14 protein-coding genes are annotated in these 16,872 nt (G+C 60.9%); 9 read left to right on the forward strand and 5 right to left on the reverse strand.

All coding sequences use genetic code 11. The features are described from left to right. The 3 genes from AC3WS7_RS04800 to AC3WS7_RS04810 form a co-directional block, all read right to left on the reverse strand. A partial coding sequence (locus AC3WS7_RS04800; protein WP_492655561.1) for a methyl-accepting chemotaxis protein occupies positions 1-938 on the reverse strand: 938 nt, incomplete at its 3' end. Positions 939-973: 35 nt separating this feature from the next. Next, complete coding sequence (locus AC3WS7_RS04805) at positions 974-1,909, reverse strand: SMP-30/gluconolactonase/LRE family protein (RefSeq protein ID WP_492655562.1); 936 nt, start codon at positions 1,907-1,909, stop codon at positions 974-976. Between the two features lies 1 nt (position 1,910). After that, positions 1,911-3,635 (reverse strand): IlvD/Edd family dehydratase, encoded by a 1,725-nt coding sequence (locus tag AC3WS7_RS04810; protein WP_492655563.1) that lies wholly within the window; start codon positions 3,633-3,635, stop codon positions 1,911-1,913. A 136-nt stretch (positions 3,636-3,771) separates the two neighbouring features. Here AC3WS7_RS04810 and AC3WS7_RS04815 point away from each other — a divergent pair, with 136 nt between their 5' ends. Beyond that, positions 3,772-4,545, forward strand: a complete 774-nt coding sequence (locus tag AC3WS7_RS04815) for an SDR family NAD(P)-dependent oxidoreductase (RefSeq protein WP_296466505.1) — start codon at positions 3,772-3,774, stop codon at positions 4,543-4,545. Between the two features lie 12 nt (positions 4,546-4,557). Here AC3WS7_RS04815 and AC3WS7_RS04820 read toward each other — a convergent pair whose 3' ends face one another. After that, complete coding sequence (locus AC3WS7_RS04820; RefSeq protein ID WP_296466508.1) at positions 4,558-5,529, reverse strand: LysR substrate-binding domain-containing protein; 972 nt, start codon at positions 5,527-5,529, stop codon at positions 4,558-4,560. A 147-nt stretch (positions 5,530-5,676) separates the two neighbouring features. Here AC3WS7_RS04820 and chvE (AC3WS7_RS04825) point away from each other — a divergent pair, with 147 nt between their 5' ends. From chvE (AC3WS7_RS04825) to chvE (AC3WS7_RS04855), 7 genes are all read left to right on the forward strand, one after another. Next, positions 5,677-6,753 carry a multiple monosaccharide ABC transporter substrate-binding protein gene (chvE, locus tag AC3WS7_RS04825; RefSeq protein ID WP_296466510.1) on the forward strand — a complete coding sequence of 359 codons (1,077 nt, stop codon included), beginning with the start codon at positions 5,677-5,679 and terminating at the stop codon, positions 6,751-6,753. Positions 6,754-6,842: 89 nt separating this feature from the next. Beyond that, complete coding sequence (gene mmsA / locus AC3WS7_RS04830) at positions 6,843-8,375, forward strand: multiple monosaccharide ABC transporter ATP-binding protein (RefSeq protein WP_492655564.1); 1,533 nt, start codon at positions 6,843-6,845, stop codon at positions 8,373-8,375. A 1-nt stretch (position 8,376) separates the two neighbouring features. Next, on the forward strand, positions 8,377-9,567 hold the full coding sequence (gene mmsB / locus AC3WS7_RS04835) for a multiple monosaccharide ABC transporter permease (RefSeq protein WP_492655565.1): 1,191 nt from the start codon (positions 8,377-8,379) through the stop codon (positions 9,565-9,567). 9 nt (positions 9,568-9,576) lie between these two features. Beyond that, positions 9,577-10,506, forward strand: coding sequence for a dihydrodipicolinate synthase family protein (locus tag AC3WS7_RS04840; protein WP_492655566.1), 930 nt, complete (start codon positions 9,577-9,579; stop codon positions 10,504-10,506). A gap of 14 nt (positions 10,507-10,520) precedes the next feature. Beyond that, positions 10,521-11,681, forward strand: coding sequence for a Gfo/Idh/MocA family protein (locus AC3WS7_RS04845; protein WP_296466520.1), 1,161 nt, complete (start codon positions 10,521-10,523; stop codon positions 11,679-11,681). Between the two features lie 14 nt (positions 11,682-11,695). After that, the gene (locus AC3WS7_RS04850; RefSeq protein WP_492655567.1) at positions 11,696-13,138 is read left to right on the forward strand and encodes an aldehyde dehydrogenase family protein; all 1,443 of its coding nucleotides are present in this window, start codon (positions 11,696-11,698) and stop codon (positions 13,136-13,138) included. A 19-nt stretch (positions 13,139-13,157) separates the two neighbouring features. After that, a complete protein-coding gene (gene chvE / locus AC3WS7_RS04855) occupies positions 13,158-14,225 on the forward strand; it encodes a multiple monosaccharide ABC transporter substrate-binding protein (RefSeq protein WP_296466523.1) in 1,068 nt (355 codons plus the stop codon). Positions 14,226-14,235: 10 nt separating this feature from the next. Here chvE (AC3WS7_RS04855) and AC3WS7_RS04860 read toward each other — a convergent pair whose 3' ends face one another. Next, on the reverse strand, positions 14,236-15,225 hold the full coding sequence (locus AC3WS7_RS04860) for a helix-turn-helix domain-containing protein (RefSeq protein WP_492655568.1): 990 nt from the start codon (positions 15,223-15,225) through the stop codon (positions 14,236-14,238). 158 nt (positions 15,226-15,383) lie between these two features. Here AC3WS7_RS04860 and AC3WS7_RS04865 point away from each other — a divergent pair, with 158 nt between their 5' ends. Then, a complete protein-coding gene (locus AC3WS7_RS04865) occupies positions 15,384-16,862 on the forward strand; it encodes an amino acid permease (RefSeq protein WP_296466530.1) in 1,479 nt (492 codons plus the stop codon). Positions 16,863-16,872: the final 10 nt, after the last annotated feature.

Here is a 16,872-nt window from a genome sequence, read left to right on the forward strand (position 1 = left end):
TTGACGGTGGAGCCCAGTTCTTCCATGCTGGCGGCGGTTTCTTCCAGCGCGCTGGCTTGTTGTTCGGTCCGTGCGCTCAGGTCGTGGTTGCCTTGCGCTATTTCGGCGCTGGCGGTGGCGACGGATTCGCTGCCGCTGCGTACGTTGGCGACGACTTGTACCAGCTGGGTTTGCATGCGTTGCAGGGCGGCCAGCAATTGCCCGGTCTCGTTGTTGGAGTCCACGGTGATGGACTGCGACAAGTCGCCTTGCGCAATCTGGTCTGCCAAGGTGACCACGGTACGGATGGGGGTTGTGATGGAGCGAATCAACCACACTGCCGCAGCGGCAGCCACCCCCAACGCCACCGCCGTGGCGATCAACATGATGATGCGTGCCTGGCTGGCGTGGGCCTCGGTGTTCAGCGCCGCAGTGCCGGCCCCTTGTTGGTTCAATGTGATGACTTTGTCCACCGTGGCGCTCAGGCCGTCGAAGGTGAGTTTGGCATCACCTTCCAGCAACTTGCGCGCCGGGAATTTTTCCCGCCGGGTAGACATGTCCACCAATTCTTGGTGCTGCGCTTGGTATTTCTTCCAGTCGGCCTCCAGCGTGGCGCTCAGCGCCTGTTCGTCGGGGGTGTTGACCCGCTTGGTGTAGTCCTGTCGCAACGTCTCGATGACGGTAACCGCACCCACCATCGTCTGTGCAAAGCGCTCCATGGCCGCTTCGTCGGTGTTGAGCACGTGCTGGCTCTCCAGGGTTCGCAGGTTGGAAATGGCCGCCTTCAGATTGCCCACCAGCATCACGCTGGGTAGCCAGTTGTCGGTGATTTCCTGGGTGCTTTTGCGCATGGCCTGCATTTGCAGCAACGCCACCAACACAATGCCGACCAGCACGCTGGACAGCAGTGCCATGACCGCCACCAGGCGGGTGGAAATTTTGAGATTACGGAATTCCATGGCCAGTCTCCTCGTTGTTATGTAGGGCCTTCTTGTTATCCAACAAACAGATGCGCAGCCAAGCCGGGGCTGTCTATTTCCACGGCGAAAAGTGCACCTGCCAAGGGTTCATCAAGCAGTGACACCGCGGGGAATGCGTGGCTGGCACTGGTGATGAATAGGGTACGCAAATCATGCCCGCCAAAAGCACAGCCCGTCACGTGGCTGGCAGGAACCGGGATGCGCAAGAGTTCTACTCCGGTGTCGGGTGCGTGGCAACTGACGCTACCCATTCGGGGGCCCGCGCGCGCGAGCCAGATACGGCCGGTTGCGTCAGTGCACAGCCCCTGCGGCGCCCCTTCGTGGCGGGCCAGCTGCAGCCAGGTGCGGGCTGGCCCCAAGCTCCCGCTGTGCGGATCAAAATCGCAGGCCTTGACGCTGTGCTGCGCCGTGTCCGTCCAGAAAAGCGTGTGCTGGTCCGCGGACCAGGCGGGAGCGTGGCTGGATGACAAGACCATGGGCATGCGGCTGCACTGCGAGCCCCCGGTGTAACGGTAAGCCGCGCCAGTGGCGCTGCTCCCGTTGGCGGAGTGGGTGGCGAACCAAAAGCGGCCCTGTGCGTCGCAGCGGCCCTCGCCCACGCGGTTGCCCGGTTGGGCGGGCTCTGCCTGGTGCAGGCGTTGCAGGCGTCCGGTATCTGGGTCAAACCGGGCCAGATCCCGCCCCAGAGCGATCAGCAGGCCAATGTGTTGTCTGCACTCCGCCACGCCGCCCACGCTGTCACCAAACTCCCAGCTGTCGCGCAACTTGCGCGCGGGATCAAAGCGGTGCAACTGCCGCCCCCCGGTGTCGACCCAGTACAGGGCGCCTTCCCGGACAGACCAGAGCGCACCCGCGCCCCGCAGCGCCTGGGCAGACCAGACGCTGCGCACTTCGGTGCGCACCGCTGGTGCTGGGTAGCGCTGTGGTGTTGCGTGCAACACCGCGACCATGTCAGTGTGAGTCGCGCGGGACTCCGGCGCCACTGCCACCGACCAAGAAGTCCAGGTCGGCGCCCAGGTGGGCCTGTTGCACAGTCTCTACGTACAGCTTGTACCAGCCGCGCTTGGGCTTCTCGGGGGCTTGCCAGGCGGCCATGCGGCGCGCCAGTTCTTCGTCCGAGATTTCCAGATGCAGCTTGCGTTCGGGCACATTGAGTTCAATCATGTCGCCGTTCTGCACCACCGCCAAGGGGCCACCTGCAGCGGCTTCGGGGCTGGTGTGCAGCACCGTGGTGCCATAGGCCGTACCACTCATGCGGGCGTCCGAAATCCGCACCATGTCCGTAATGCCCTTCTTCAGCACCTTGGGTGGCAGGGGCATGTTGCCCACTTCGGCCATGCCGGGGTAGCCACGTGGACCGCAGTTTTTCAGCACCATCACACTGTTTTCATCGATGTCCAGATCCGGGTCGTCGATGCGTGCGTGGAAATCCTCAATCGATTCAAACACCACGGCCGGACCGCGGTGGTGCAGCAGGTGTTTGGAGGCTGCCGAGGGCTTGATCACCGCACCATTCGGGGCCAGGTTGCCCCGCACCACGGCAATGCCGGCGGCTGGCATGAAGGGTTCGGCCACGGTCTTGATGACATCGCGGTTGTAGCAAGGCGCATTGGCTACGTTCTCACGGATGGTCTTGCCGTTCACGGTCATGGCGTCAGCATGCAGCAGAGGCAGGATTTCACGCATCACCGCAGGCAGGCCACCGGCGTAGCAGAAATCTTCCATCAGGTACTTGCCGGAAGGCTGCAGGTTCAGGATGTTGTTTACTTCCGAGCCCAGCTTGTCGAAGTCTTCCAGATTCAGGTCCACACCAATACGGCCTGCAATGGCCAGCAGGTGGATCACGGCATTGGTGGAGCCACCAATGGCTGCATTGGTGCGGATGGCGTTTTCGAAGGCCTGGCGGGTCAGGATCTGCGACATCTTGATGTCTTGCTTGACCATTTCCACAATGCGGCGACCGGTGAGTTGGGCCAGGCGCTTGCGGCGTGTGTCGGCTGCGGGGATCGCGGCGTTTTCCGGAAAGGCCATACCCAGGGCTTCAACCATGCTGGCCATGGTGGACGCAGTGCCCATGGTCATGCAGGTGCCACTGGATCGGTGCATGTCGCTCTCGCAGGACGAGAACTCTTCCATGGTCATTTCACCAGCGCGCACCATTTCAGACATTTGCCAGACACCGGTACCGGAGCCCACGTCCTTGCCACGGAATTTGCCGTTGAGCATGGGGCCGCCGGACAGGCCGATGGTGGGCAAATCGCAGCTCGCCGCACCCATCATCAGCGATGGGGTGGTCTTGTCGCAGCCCATGAGCAGCACGACGCCGTCAATCGGGTTGCCACGGATGCTTTCTTCCACGTCCATGGAAGCCAGGTTGCGAAACAGCATGGCCGTGGGGCGCAGCTGGGTTTCGCCCAGCGACATGACGGGGAATTCGAGCGGGAAACCGCCGGCCTCGTACACACCGCGTTTGACGAATTCGGCCAGCTCACGGAAGTGACCGTTGCAGGGCGTCAACTCGCTCCAAGTGTTGCAGATACCAATGATGGGGCGGCCGTCCAGCAGGTCGTGCGGGTAACCCTGGTTTTTGAGCCAGCTGCGGTGCACAAAGCCGTCGCGGTCTTGGCGGCCGAACCAAGCGTGGCTGCGGCGGAATGGGGGCTTTTCGGAATCCATGGGTGGGCCTCTTTATTCGTGGAGGCAGGGCCTCCGGTTCTTGACAGCAGGCATGGTAACAATGCACAGTGATAATAGAAAATGAATTAACTAGCAATTCATATATCTATATTGCAATCAATTAAAAAGGAAAATCATGTCGGCAGTTTCTGGCTTGGCGCAGTACCTCAGTTTGCGCGGTAAAAACGTCTTTATTACGGGCGGCGGCACTGGTATCGGGGCTGCCATGGTGAGCGCATTTGTGGAGCAAGGCGCCCACGTGGCTTTTGTGGATGTGGCCGCCACCGAGAGTGAGGCCCTGGCCACGCAACTGCGCGCCCAGGGGGGTACGGTTTGGTGGCAGCACTGTGATGTGCGCGACGTGGCCGCCCTGCAGCAGGCCATCGGTGATGCGCAAACGGCGCTGGGAGACTTCTCGGCCCTGGTGAACAACGTGGCCCGGGACGACCGCCATACCCTGGAGTCGGTCACACCCGAGTATTGGGACGAGCGCATGGCGGTGAACCAGCGGCCCGCTTTTTTCGCCATTCAGGCTGTGGTGCCGGGCATGCGCCGGCTGGGGGGCGGCTCGGTAATCAATCTGGGCTCTACCGGCTGGCAGACCAAAGGCAGTGGCTATCCCTGCTACGCGGTGGCCAAATCGTCGGTGAATGGCTTGACGCGCGGTTTGGCCGACAGCCTGGGCGCAGACCGCATTCGGGTCAACACCGTGTCACCCGGCTGGGTGATGACCGAGCGACAGATCAGCATGTGGCTGGATGCCGCTGGCGAAGCGGAAATTCAGCGCAACCAGTGCCTGCCTGACAAGCTGCGCCCGTCGGATGTCGCGCGTATGGTGTTGTTTCTGGCGTCCGACGACGGCGCCATGTGCACCGCCCAGGAATTCAAGGTGGACGCGGGCTGGTCCTGAATTGACGGCGTCTCAGACCGGGGGCGGGGCAAATGCAAATTCCTTGCCGTACACCGTCATGGCCGAGGCCTTGAGGGCGCGCAGCACCACCTCACCCGCAGGGGACAGCAAACGGTCACGCCGGGTGATAAAGCCAAAGGGCTCCATGTCTAGCGGCAAGGCCACGGGCAGGATGGACATGAGGCCGTGGTTGGCGTAATAGCGCGCCACATCCACGGCCATCACGCTCACCATGTCGCTCTGTTGCATCATTTTGCTGATGAACAACATGGCGCTGGTTTCTACGCTGTTGGTGGGTTGCCGCAAGCCGAGTTCCTGGATCATCAAATCGAAGCGATGACGCAACATGCTGCCGGCAGGAGGCACGATCCAGCCGTACTGGAACACGTCTTCCAGGCTGGGCTTGATGGCGGTCAGTAGCGGGTGGCCAGGGCGCGCCACTGCGCAGATGGGCTCGTCCGTGACCACCTCATAGCGCAAGGCCGCTTTGTCGTGCTCGGGGGAGAGCCGGCCCACCAGAATGTCCAGTGTGCCGCGGTTCAGGCGCTCGATCAGCACGTTGCTGGGCTCGATCTGGATGGTGATGTGCAGGTTGGGGTGGGCCTGCTTGACGGCGGCCACCGTGGGAGGCAGCAGCGCCAGCCCGGGCGCGGTGATGGAGCCCAGGTTGACCTGGCCGAACTGTCCGCTTTTGGCCGCTTGCAGCTCTTCATGGGCTTGGTTCAGGCTGGCCAGTGCCGCGCGCGCATGGCGGATCATGGTGTCGCCGTACCAGGTGGGGCGCATGCCACGCGGCAGCCGCTCGAACAGCGAAACGCCCAGCACGTCCTCCAGGTCCTTGAGCAGTTTGGAGGCCGCGGGCTGCGTCATGTTAAGGACTTGGGCCGCGCGATGGATGTTTCCTTCCTCGGACAAGGCTACAAGCAGCAGCAACTGCCGTGTTTTGAGGCGGGCGCGCAAGAACCAATGAGTGTAGTTTGTCATATGAGGGTTATCACTAATCCGTATTTAAGTATCGAATGAGCTGCAAACTATATTAGAAATTAATCTATCACATCCTTATCATCCGGGCTCTGCGCCGACCTGGCAAAGACCCCTCGTGAATCAAGTTAATTAAACAGGAGACATCCCATGACAGCACGTAGAAGCACTCTGAAGGCCTTGGTTGCCAGCTTGGCCATCGGCCTGGCATTTGGCAGCACTGTGGCCAACGCCCAGGACAAAGGCCTGGTCGGCGTCGCCATGCCTACCAAGAGCTCCACCCGCTGGATCGCGGACGGCAACAGCATGGTCGCCGCTTTGGCTGCCAAGGGCTACAAGGCCGACCTGCAGTACGCCGAAGACGACATCCCCAACCAGTTGGCCCAGATCGAAAACATGATCACCAAGGGTGCCAAGGTGCTGGTGATTGCCGCCATTGACGGCACGACCCTGACCAACGTGCTGCAAAAAGCTGCTGACAAGGGCATCAAAGTCGTGTCTTATGACCGTTTGATCGTGGGCTCCAAGAACGTCGATTACTACGCAACCTTCGACAACTTCCAAGTGGGCGTGCTGCAAGCCCAGTCCCTGGAAAAGGCTTTGGGCCTGAAAGAAGGCAAGGGTCCTTTCAACATCGAACTGTTCGGTGGTTCGTCGGATGACAACAACGCCTTCTTCTTCTATGACGGCGCCATGTCGGTTCTGGACCCCTACATCAAGTCCGGCAAGCTGGTGGTGCGTTCCAAGCAAACCGGCATGCAAAAAGTGGCAACCCTGCGTTGGGACGGCCAAGTGGCACAAGCCCGTATGGAAAACTTGTTGAGCGCCTACTACGGCAAGGACAAGCTGAATGCCGTGTTGTCTCCCTATGACGGTATCTCCATCGGCATTCTGTCCGCACTCAAGGGTGTTGGCTACGGTACCGCTGCTCAGCCCATGCCTTTTGTGAGCGGCCAAGATGCTGAAGTGCCTTCCGTGAAGTCCATCATCCGCAAGGAACAGTACTCCACCATCTTCAAGGACACCCGCGAGCTGGCCAAAGTGGCTGCCAACATGGTGGACGCCGTGATGGGTGGCAAGCAGCCTGAAATCAACGACACCAAGACCTACAACAACAAGGTCAAGGTCGTTCCTTCCTACCTGTTGAAGCCTGTCTCTGTGGACCTGTCTAACTACAAGCAAGTCTTGGTGGGCAGCGGCTACATCAAGGAAGAGCAACTCAAGTAATCTCGGTAACGAGCGAAAGAGGCCCTGTGCCCCAAAGCACAGGGCTTTTTACATTCTCCCGGGTTCAAGAGAACGATAGTTGAGGCAACATGGTCGAACCAATTCTAGAAATGCGTGGGATGCGCAAAACATTCCATGGTGTGACAGCGCTCAGCAATGTGAACCTCACAGTGCTGCCGGGCCAGATTCATGCCATCGTTGGAGAAAACGGCGCCGGCAAATCCACCCTGATGAAAGTGCTCAGTGGGGTGTACCCCCATGGCGAATACGAAGGCGAGATTCGCTACCAGGGCCAGGAATGCAAGTTCAAGGGCATCCACGACAGTGAAGCCCTGGGCATCATCATCATCCACCAGGAGCTGGCTCTCGTGCCCTTGCTCTCGATCACCGAGAACATCTTCTTGGGCAACGAGCAGGCCAAGGGTGGTGTGATTGACTGGAACACGTCTTACGTCAAAACCAAGGCGCTGCTGCAAAAGGTGGGTTTGAACGAATCGCCCAATACGCTGATCACCAACCTGGGGGTGGGCAAACAGCAGTTGATTGAGATTGCCAAGGCCCTGTCCAAGGAAGTCAAGCTGCTGATCTTGGACGAGCCCACTGCCAGCCTGAACGAAAAAGACAGCGATGCCTTGCTGGAACTGCTGCTGGAGCTCAAGCGCCAGGGCATTGCCTGCATCCTGATCTCCCACAAACTCAATGAAATTTCCAAGGTAGCCGACGCCATCACCGTGCTGCGCGACGGCGCCAGCGTGGCGACCCTGGATTGCAGCGAAGGTCCGGCCAACGAGGACACCATCATCCGCAATATGGTGGGCCGCGAAATGGCCGACCGTTACCCCAAACGCACCCCCAACGTGGGCGACAAGGTATTCGAGGTCAAAAACTGGACCGTGCACCACGCCGAACACGCCGACCGCAAAGTCATCAAAGGTGTGGACTTGCACGTGAAGCGTGGCGAAATTGTGGGCATTGCCGGCCTGATGGGTGCGGGCCGCACTGAGCTGGCCATGAGTATTTTTGGCCGCACCTACGGGCAAAATACCAGCGGCCAAGTGTTCCTGAATGGCAAAGAAGTCGATACCAGCACCGTGCAAAAGGCGATCAACCATGGCATTGCCTATGTCACCGAAGACCGCAAGGGCTACGGCCTGGTGCTGGACGAAACCATTGCCTGGAACACCACGCTGGCCAACCTGCCCGCCGTAGCCAAACGGACGGTGGTGAACGAGGGCCAGGAATTCAGCGTGGCCCAGGACTTCCGCAAGAAGCTCAACATCCGCAGTCCCAATGTGTTTGCCCGCACAGTCAATCTGTCGGGCGGCAACCAGCAAAAAGTGGTGCTCAGCAAGTGGCTGTTCTCCGAACCCGAAGTGCTGATCTTGGACGAGCCTACTCGCGGTATTGACGTGGGCGCCAAGTACGAGATCTACACCATCATTGCGCAGCTGGCGGCTGAAGGTAAATGTGTGCTCATGATCTCCAGCGAAATGCCGGAGCTGCTGGGCATGTGTGACCGCATCTGCGTGCTGAACGAGGGCGTCTTCGTGGCCGAATTTTCGGCAGCGGAAGCGACACAGGAAAAAATTATGCGATCTATCGTGACATCAGGAGTGAATTGATATGGCAACCCCCAACACAGGTGCAACCCCCACGACCACGGGCGCCACCGCTTTCCTGAAAAACAACTTGCGCGAATACGGTTTGCTCATGGCCCTGGTGGTCATCATGGGCTTCTTCCAGGTCATGACCGATGGCACGCTGTTCCAGCCGCTCAACCTGACCAACCTGATCCTGCAAAACAGCTACATCATCGTCATGGCGCTGGGCATGCTGTTGGTGATCGTGGCCGGCCATATCGACTTGTCGGTCGGTTCTGTCTGCGGCTTCATTGGCGCCGTGGCCGCCGTGCTGATGGTCAACTACAACTGGCATTACGTGCCTGCCGCCATCGTCTGCCTGGTGTTGGGCGGCGTCATTGGTGCGGCCCAAGGCTACTGGGTGGCTTTTTACAAGATTCCGTCTTTCATCGTCACGCTGGCTGGCATGTTGGTGTTCAAGGGTCTTGCGCTGGCCGTGCTGGAAGGTGCGTCCGTGGGACCCTTCCCGCCCGAGTTCCAGTTGCTCAGCACCGGTTTCATTCCCGACCCGTTCTCGGGCGAGACCCTGCGCATTGCGTCCCTGATGCTGGGCTTGCTGATTGCGCTGGCCATGTTGATTGCCAAAATCCGCGACCGCGCCGGCCGTAACCAGCACGGTATGGAGAACGAGCCACTGGCGATCTTCGCCATCAAGAACCTGGTGTTTGTAGCCATGATCGTGGCCTTCACCTACATGCTGTCCACTTACAAGGGCTTGCCCAATGTGCTGGTGGTCATGCTGTTGTTGATGCTGGCGTATGACTTTGTGGCATCCAAAACCACCATCGGCCGTCGCATCTACGCCTTGGGCGGCAATGAAAAAGCGGCCCGACTCTCCGGCATTCGCACCGAACGCCTGACCTTCTACACCTTTATCAACATGGGGGTGTTGGCCGCGCTGGCCGGTCTGATCTTTGCGGCCCGACTGAACACGGCCACGCCCAAGGCGGGCTTGGGTTTTGAGCTGGACGTGATTGCAGCCTGCTTCATCGGTGGCGCCTCCGCTTCTGGCGGCGTGGGCAAGGTGCTGGGTGCCGTGATCGGCGCCTTCATCATGGGTGTCATGAACAACGGTATGTCCATCATGGGTATTGGCATTGACTACCAGCAGGTCATCAAGGGCCTGGTGCTGTTGGCTGCCGTGTGCTTCGACGTCTACAACAAAAACAAATAAGGATTTCCCATGTACTCCGCTGCCAATGCCCGCTACAAGGGCGTGTTCCCGGTCGTCCCGACGACCTTCAATGAAGCCGGTGAACTTGACCTGGAAAGCCAGAAGCGCTGCGTCGATTTCATGATCGACGCCGGCTCCACCGGTCTTTGCATCCTGGCCAATTTTTCCGAGCAGTTTGTGCTGTCCGATGCGGAACGCGAGATTCTGACCAAGACCATCCTGGAGCACGTCAAGGGCCGTGTGCCTGTGATCGTGACGACCACGCACTTCAGCACCCAGATCACTGTTGCACGCAGCGTGCAGGCGCAGCAATGGGGGGCCGCCATGGTCATGGTGATGCCGCCCTACCATGGGGCCACCATCCGCGTGCCTGAAGGGCAGATCTACGAGTACTTCGCCCGCCTGTCAGACGCGATCAACATTCCCATCATGATCCAGGACGCGCCGGTCAGCGGCACGCCACTGTCCGTGCCCTTGCTGGCCCGCATGGCACAAGAGATCAAGCAGGTCTCCTACTTCAAGATCGAGACAGCCGGCGCCGCCTCCAAGCTGCGTGAACTTATCCGCGTGGGCGGTGACGCGATCGAAGGCCCATGGGACGGCGAAGAGGCCATCACCCTCATGCCCGATCTGGACGCCGGTGCTACTGGCGCCATGACGGGTGGTGCTTACCCCGACGGTATCCGCAAGATCGTCGATGCGTATGCCGCTGGCCGCCGTGACGAGGCGGCCGCCCACTATGAAAAGTGGCTGCCCCTCATCAACTACGAGAACCGCCAAGGTGGCATCCTCACCGCCAAGGCCCTCATGAAAGAAGGCGGCGTGATCGCCAGCGAGGCCGGGCGTCACCCGTTCCCGCCCATGCACCCGGCGGTGCGTTCCGGTTTGATTGACACCGCTAAGCGTCTGGACCCCCTGGTCCTGCGCTGGGGCAAGTAAACAGGGACCACTGCATGTCAGACAACACCGTCTTCAAGCTGCTGGGTCGCCGCCTGCGTTTGGCGGTCATTGGTGGCGGGCCCGGCTCCTTCATCGGCGCGATGCACCGCCAGGCTGCCCGCCTGGACGACCGTTATGAGCTGGTAGCGGCGGCGTTGTCGTCCGACCCCGAGCGTTCACGCATCACGGGGCAGGGCATTGGCGTGGTGCAAGACCGTTGTTACCCCAGTGGTCAGGCCCTCATTGATGCCGAGGCCCAGCGCTCTGACGGCGCCGAGGTCGTGGCCATCATGACGCCCAACGACAGCCACTACACCTTCGCCATGCAGGCACTCGAGCGGGGCCTGGATGTCATTTGCGACAAACCCATGACCAACACCCTGGCAGAGGCCGAAGCGCTGCACGCCCGCGTGCAAGCTACGGGCCTGGTGTTTTGTCTGACCCACAACTACACCGGCTACCCCATGGTCCGCCAGGCCAAGGCCATGGTGATGGCCGGCGAATTGGGCGACATCCGGCTGGTGCAGGTGGAGTATGTCCAGGGCGGGCGTGCCAAGGCCGGGCCCGGACGCCGTGCCTGGAAGGAAGATCCCGCGCGCGGAGGGCCTTCGCTGGTGATGGGAGACATCGGTACCCATGCGCACAACCTGTTGCGGTTTATCACCGGGCTCGAAGTGGCCCAGGTTGCGGCCGAGTTGGGCAGCATCGTGCCCGACCGCGTCACCCATGACTATGCCGGTGCCATGCTGCGCATGGCCAATGGTGCACGCGGCAGCTTCTGGGTGACCCAGGCTGCGGCAGGTGTGGAGAACGGTTTGCGCATCCGTGTGAGTGGGTCCAAAGGCAGCCTGGAGTGGCACCAGGAGCATCCACAAGTCTTGCACTTCAAGCCGCTGGATGCACCCGCGCAAGTGCGCACGCCCAATGGCCCCGGTACCCTGCCGCTGGCTGCCCGCGCCTCGCGCATTGTGGCGGGCCACCCTGAGGGCTTTCATGAGGCCTTTGCCAATCTGTACACCGACGCAGCGGACGCCATTGCGGCACGCCGCTCCGGGCAGCATGCCGATCCGCTGTCCCTGCATTTTCCCAATGCCACCGACGGCCTGCAAGGCATTCGTTTTGTTGCCGCATCGGTGGCCTCCAGTCAACACAACGGCGCGTGGACCGCGCTTTAACCCGTTACTTTTTTATGACCATCGCTCAACACAACAACCTCATCAATGGTGAATGGGTGGCCGCGGCCAGCTACGCGCCCAACCTCAACCCCTCCAACCTGGCCGACGTGATCGGTGAGTACGCGCAGGCCGACGTGGCCCAGCTCAACGCTGCCGTGGCCGCTGCACAAAAGGCCTTCCCCGCGTGGTCCACCGGTGGCATCCAGGCCCGCGCCGATGCGCTGGACAAAATTGGCAACGAGATTCTGGCCCGCAAAGACGAATTGGGTACCTTGCTTGCCCGCGAAGAGGGCAAGACCCGCGCAGAGGGTATCGGTGAAGCCGCCCGTGCCGGCAACATCTTCAAGTTCTTTGCGGGTGAATGCCTGCGCCTGGCGGGTGAAACCTTGCCTTCTGTGCGCCCCGGCATTGGGGTGGACGTCACGCGTGAACCCTTGGGCGTGATCGGCCTGATCACCCCCTGGAACTTCCCCATCGCCATTCCCGCCTGGAAGGTTGCGCCTGCATTGGCCTACGGTAACTGCGTGGTCCTGAAGCCTGCCGACTTGGTGCCCGGTTGTGCCTGGGCCCTGGCCGACATCATCCATCGCAGCGGAATTCCTGCGGGCGTGTTCAACCTCGTCATGGGCCCGGGCCGCGTCATTGGCGATGCCCTCGTGAACCACCCTGGCATCACCGCGGTGAGCTTCACCGGCTCGGTGGGGGTGGGCCAACGCATTGCTGCCGCCTGTGCAGGCCACATGAAGAAGGTGCAACTGGAAATGGGTGGGAAGAACCCGCAAGTGGTGTTGGACGACGCCGACCTGAACGTCGCCGTCGAACTCAGCGTGCAAAGCGCGTTCTACTCGACCGGTCAGCGCTGCACCGCGTCCAGCCGCTTGATCGTGACCGACAAAATCTACCCCGCTTTCATCGAAGCCATGCAAAAGCGCATGGCCGCTATCAAAGTCGGTGATGCCTTGGCGGCCGGTATCGACATCGGCCCCGTCTCCTCCCAGGCGCAGCTGGAGCAGGACTTGTCGTATGTGGAAATCGGCAAAGCCGAAGGCGCCACGCTGCTGACGGGGGGCGAACGCCTGAGTCGCGACACCGAGGGCTTCTACATGGCGCCCGCACTGTTGGTAGACAGCACTGCCGCCATGCGCATCAACCGCGAAGAAATCTTTGGCCCCGTGGCCAGCGTGATTCGCGTGAAAGACTACGACGAAGCCCTGGCCGTGGCCAACGACACGCCCTTTGGTTTGTCCGCTGGCATCGCGACCACCAGCCTCAAGTACGCAACCCACTTCAAGCGCCACAGCCAGGCTGGCATGGTGATGGTGAATTTGCCAACGGCGGGTGTTGATTACCACGTGCCGTTTGGTGGGCGTAAGGGCAGCAGCTACGGCTCGCGCGAGCAGGGCAAATACGCCGCCGAATTCTTCACCACGGTGAAGACGGCCTATACCCTGGCATAAACCTTCAAGGCCCACCACCATGCGCACCCTTCGACGAATCTTTCTAGGTACTCTGTTGGTGGTGTCCATGCCCTGGGCCCACGCACAAATCTCCAGCAAGGGTGGGGTCGGCCTTTTGATGCCGACCATCACGTCTCAGCGCTGGGTGGTGGACGGCTTGGCCATGGTGCGCGCCATGGACAAACTGGGGTACCGCCCTGACCTCAAGTACGCCAACGACGACGTTGCCACCCAGATCGCCCAGGTGGAAGAGATGCTCAAGAGCAGCGACATGAAGGTGCTGGTGATTGGTGCCATTGACGGCAGCAAACTTGCACCGGTGTTGCAAAAGGCGGCGGAGAAAAAGATCAAGGTCATTGCGTATGACCGCTTGATCCGCGATACGCCGAATGTGGACTACTACGCCACCTTCGACAACTTCCAGGTCGGCGTTCTGCAGGGGACGTACATCCTAGAAAACCTGGGGCTGGACAAGGGCAAGGGCCCGTTCACCATCGAGTTGTTTGGCGGTTCGTCTGATGACAACAACGCCTTCTTCTTTTACGACGGCGCCATGTCTGTGCTCAAGCCCTACATTGACAAAGGCAAACTCGTGGTGGGTTCGGGCCAGATGGGCATGGACAAGGTGGCCACGCAGCGTTGGAGCGGCTCGGTTGCACGGGCACGCCTGAGCCAGATCCTGGACAAGTACTACGGCAAACAGCGGCTGGATGCCCTGCTCTCGCCCTATGACGGCATCAGCATCGAGTTGCTGACCGCCATGAAAAAAGCCGGCTACGGCCAGGGGGGGCAAGCCCTGCCTGTGGTGACGGGGCAGGATGCCGAAATGCCCACCGTGCGCTCCATCATTCGCGGCGAGCAGACCTCCACCATCTTCAAGGACAACCGGGAGCTGGCCCAAGTGGTGACTGCCATGGTCGATGCCTTGTTGTCTGGCAAAAAACCTCTTGTCAACGACGAGAAAACCTACAACAACGGACAGAAAGTGGTGCCTTCGTTCCTGCTCAAACCGGTGGTTGTGGATGTGAAAAACTGGCGTGCCACGCTGGTGGCTTCGGGCTACTACAAAGCCGATCAGTTCCGCTGAGCCCTGGCCGCTACTGCAGTGGCGGCGTGCAGCGCTTGTGTGTTTGGGACGGCAGCTCGCCAAACATGGCCTGGTAGTCCTTGGCGAAGTGGCCGAAGTGCCAGAAGCCCATGTCGGTGGCAGCCTCCGTCACAGAGCTCGCCGTTTTGAGGGCCTGGCGAACCGCGCCCAGCCGGATCGCCCGCAAATAGGCCAGGGGGCTGATACCGAGAATGCGTTGAAACGCGTTTTGCAAAGTCCGCCGACTCACCCCCAGTTGCAGGCACAACGCACCCACGGTGGGGGCTTGCTGCAGTTGCCCTTGCACCAGGGCGCGGGTTTGTTGCACCAGCTGCCAGTGCACATCGTGTGCCACTTCGGTGCTGCAAGTCGCCAGGTTCAGGGCCGTCACTTTTTCCACCAGGGTGTCCACCATGCCGGCGCGCAGGGCGGGCAATGAAAACATGGCCGGTGCCGTATGGGCGGTTTCAAACAGCATCAGCATGACCTGCCGCAAGCTCTCCAGGGCATGCGGGTCGGTCGAGCGCAAGCCCGCCTCGTTGCGGGCCAGGGCGCCGTGGCCCCAGGGGTACAAGGTGTTGGTCAGCACCGGATCCAGTTCCAGGCCCATCATCACGTGGTCACTTCCGGTGCGGAACTCAAACCCCGATTGACCCGAAAACACATGCAAGGCATTGCGATCGGACTGCACCCCGCAAAATACGCTGCTGCCGTCGCAGCGCAGTGGCACACCCAGGGCCAACACACCACGCTCCAGTTGCCCGCTTTGGTACACCGTGGACCCCAGCCCTTCCATGAACAAACGCACCGGGCCCAGATCCACGCGCTGGATGGCGCCCCGAAAACCGCCACCTGACAACTGCAGGTAAGACTGGTTCCACCCCGTCAGGGCAGCGGCCTGTTCATCCACATCGGCATAAATCGCAGATTCAAACCCAAGGGCTTGCGCACCGGCGGCTGTGGCGCCGGGGTGGATTGCCGAAATGGGATGTTGAGACATAGGCCGAAGATTTTGCAAACAAGACGCCGTAGTGCTTCTAGGTGTTTACACCCGGCCCCATGTCGCCCTGTGTCCTGCCGATACGGGATAGCCGCAGGCGCAGGCCCTCCCCACAATGGGCCTGCTTACTTTTGTCCAACCCAGTCAAGGAGTCGTTCATGTCAGAGCATTCGGGTGTCCAGTACACCAAAGTTGACCCCAGTTACTTTGAGAAGCGCGGGCTGCGCCGCTACGCCGGGGTGTGGTCCCTCTGGGCCTTGGGCGTGGGGGCCGTGATTTCGGGTCACTTCTCCGGCTGGAATCTGGGCTTGGCCAATGGCTGGGGCAGCATGTTGTTTGCGACCATCATCATCGCCATCATGTATTTGGGGCTCACCTTCTCGCTGGCCGAGATGTCGCCCGCCCTGCCGCACACCGGCGGCGCCTACTCGTTTGCGCGCACCGCCATGGGACCCTGGGGTGGCTTTCTGACCGGCTTGTCGGAAAACGTGGAGTACGTCATCACCCCTGCGGTCATCGTGTATTTCATCAGCAGCTACATGGGGGGCATTTTCGGCACGCCTGTGGAGTACCTGCCGTTGTGGTGGATTGGGTTCTACATCTTCTTCGTGGGGCTCAACATCGTGGGGGTGGAGCTGTCTTTCAAGGTCACCCTGGTCATCACGCTGTTGGCGCTGGCTTGCCTGGTGGTGTTCTGGGTCAGCGCGCTGCCCTATATCGACTTTGGCCGCTGGGCCATGAACGTCGGTGAGGGCGGTGTTTTGCTGGAAAACGGCAACGGCCCCCTGTTGCCCATGGGCATCACCGGGGTGCTGGCTGCCATGCCGTTTGCCGTGTGGCTGTTCCTCGCCATCGAGCAACTGCCGCTGGCAGCCGAAGAGTCGGTGGACCCCAAACGCGACATGCCGCGCGGCATCCTGGCCGGCATCTTCACTCTGATTTTTTCGGCCTTCATGGTGCTGTGGCTCAACCCCTCGATTGCCAGTATCGGTGCCCACACACTGGCCAAATCAGGTGAGCCGCTGCTGGACGGCTTCAAGGCCATCTACGGTGACGGCATTGCCAAGGTGTTGGCCCTGGTGGCGGTGCTTGGCCTGATTGCCAGCTTCCACACCATCATTTTTGCCAAGGGCCGTCAGATCTATTCGCTGAGCCGCGCTGGCTACTTCCCCTCGGTGTTGTCCATCACCCATGGCAGCCGCAAGACACCCCACCTGGCCATGATCCTGGGCTCGGTGGTGGCACTGGCCGTGATGTTTGTGCTGTGGTTCAGCCTGGGGTCCGACAAGGGCGCTGCGGTGATTGGCGGCACGCTGCTCAACATGGCCGTGTTCGGCGCCATGTTCTCTTACATCATGCAGGCCCTGTCCTTCATCCTGTTGCGCAAGAACATGCCCAACATTCCCCGCCCCTACCGCAGCCCTCTGGGCGTGGTGGGTGCTGCGCTCACTGTGGTGATTGCTGTGGTCACGCTGTACTTCCAGCTCAGCGACCCGCTCTACCGCGACGGCGTGATGTGGGTGGCCCTGTGGTTTGCCGCCGGCATTACCTACTTTGCCTTGGTGGGGCGCAAGCGCCTGATTCTTTCGCCCGAAGAAGAGTTCGCCATGGACATGGCTGACAAAGCACGCTCTTGAACCGACCGGA

It is taken from the genome of Rhodoferax sp. EU05-FHT12H12 (assembly GCF_058791215.1).

Excerpts from the sequence above, each read along its gene's own strand:
- AC3WS7_RS04860 (WP_492655568.1), bottom strand. The coding sequence starts at position 15,225 with ATGTCTCAACATCCCATTTCGGCAATCCACCCCGGCGCCACAGCCGCC.
- AC3WS7_RS04815 (WP_296466505.1), top strand. The coding sequence starts at position 3,772 with ATGTCGGCAGTTTCTGGCTTGGCGCAGTACCTCAGTTTGCGCGGTAAA.
- AC3WS7_RS04865 (WP_296466530.1), top strand. The coding sequence starts at position 15,384 with ATGTCAGAGCATTCGGGTGTCCAGTACACCAAAGTTGACCCCAGTTAC.
- mmsB (WP_492655565.1), top strand. The coding sequence starts at position 8,377 with ATGGCAACCCCCAACACAGGTGCAACCCCCACGACCACGGGCGCCACC.
- chvE (WP_296466523.1), top strand. The coding sequence starts at position 13,158 with ATGCGCACCCTTCGACGAATCTTTCTAGGTACTCTGTTGGTGGTGTCC.
- AC3WS7_RS04810 (WP_492655563.1), bottom strand. The coding sequence starts at position 3,635 with ATGGATTCCGAAAAGCCCCCATTCCGCCGCAGCCACGCTTGGTTCGGC.
- AC3WS7_RS04840 (WP_492655566.1), top strand. The coding sequence starts at position 9,577 with ATGTACTCCGCTGCCAATGCCCGCTACAAGGGCGTGTTCCCGGTCGTC.
- AC3WS7_RS04850 (WP_492655567.1), top strand. The coding sequence starts at position 11,696 with ATGACCATCGCTCAACACAACAACCTCATCAATGGTGAATGGGTGGCC.
- AC3WS7_RS04820 (WP_296466508.1), bottom strand. The coding sequence starts at position 5,529 with ATGACAAACTACACTCATTGGTTCTTGCGCGCCCGCCTCAAAACACGG.
- mmsA (WP_492655564.1), top strand. The coding sequence starts at position 6,843 with ATGGTCGAACCAATTCTAGAAATGCGTGGGATGCGCAAAACATTCCAT.
- AC3WS7_RS04845 (WP_296466520.1), top strand. The coding sequence starts at position 10,521 with ATGTCAGACAACACCGTCTTCAAGCTGCTGGGTCGCCGCCTGCGTTTG.
- AC3WS7_RS04805 (WP_492655562.1), bottom strand. The coding sequence starts at position 1,909 with ATGGTCGCGGTGTTGCACGCAACACCACAGCGCTACCCAGCACCAGCG.
- chvE (WP_296466510.1), top strand. The coding sequence starts at position 5,677 with ATGACAGCACGTAGAAGCACTCTGAAGGCCTTGGTTGCCAGCTTGGCC.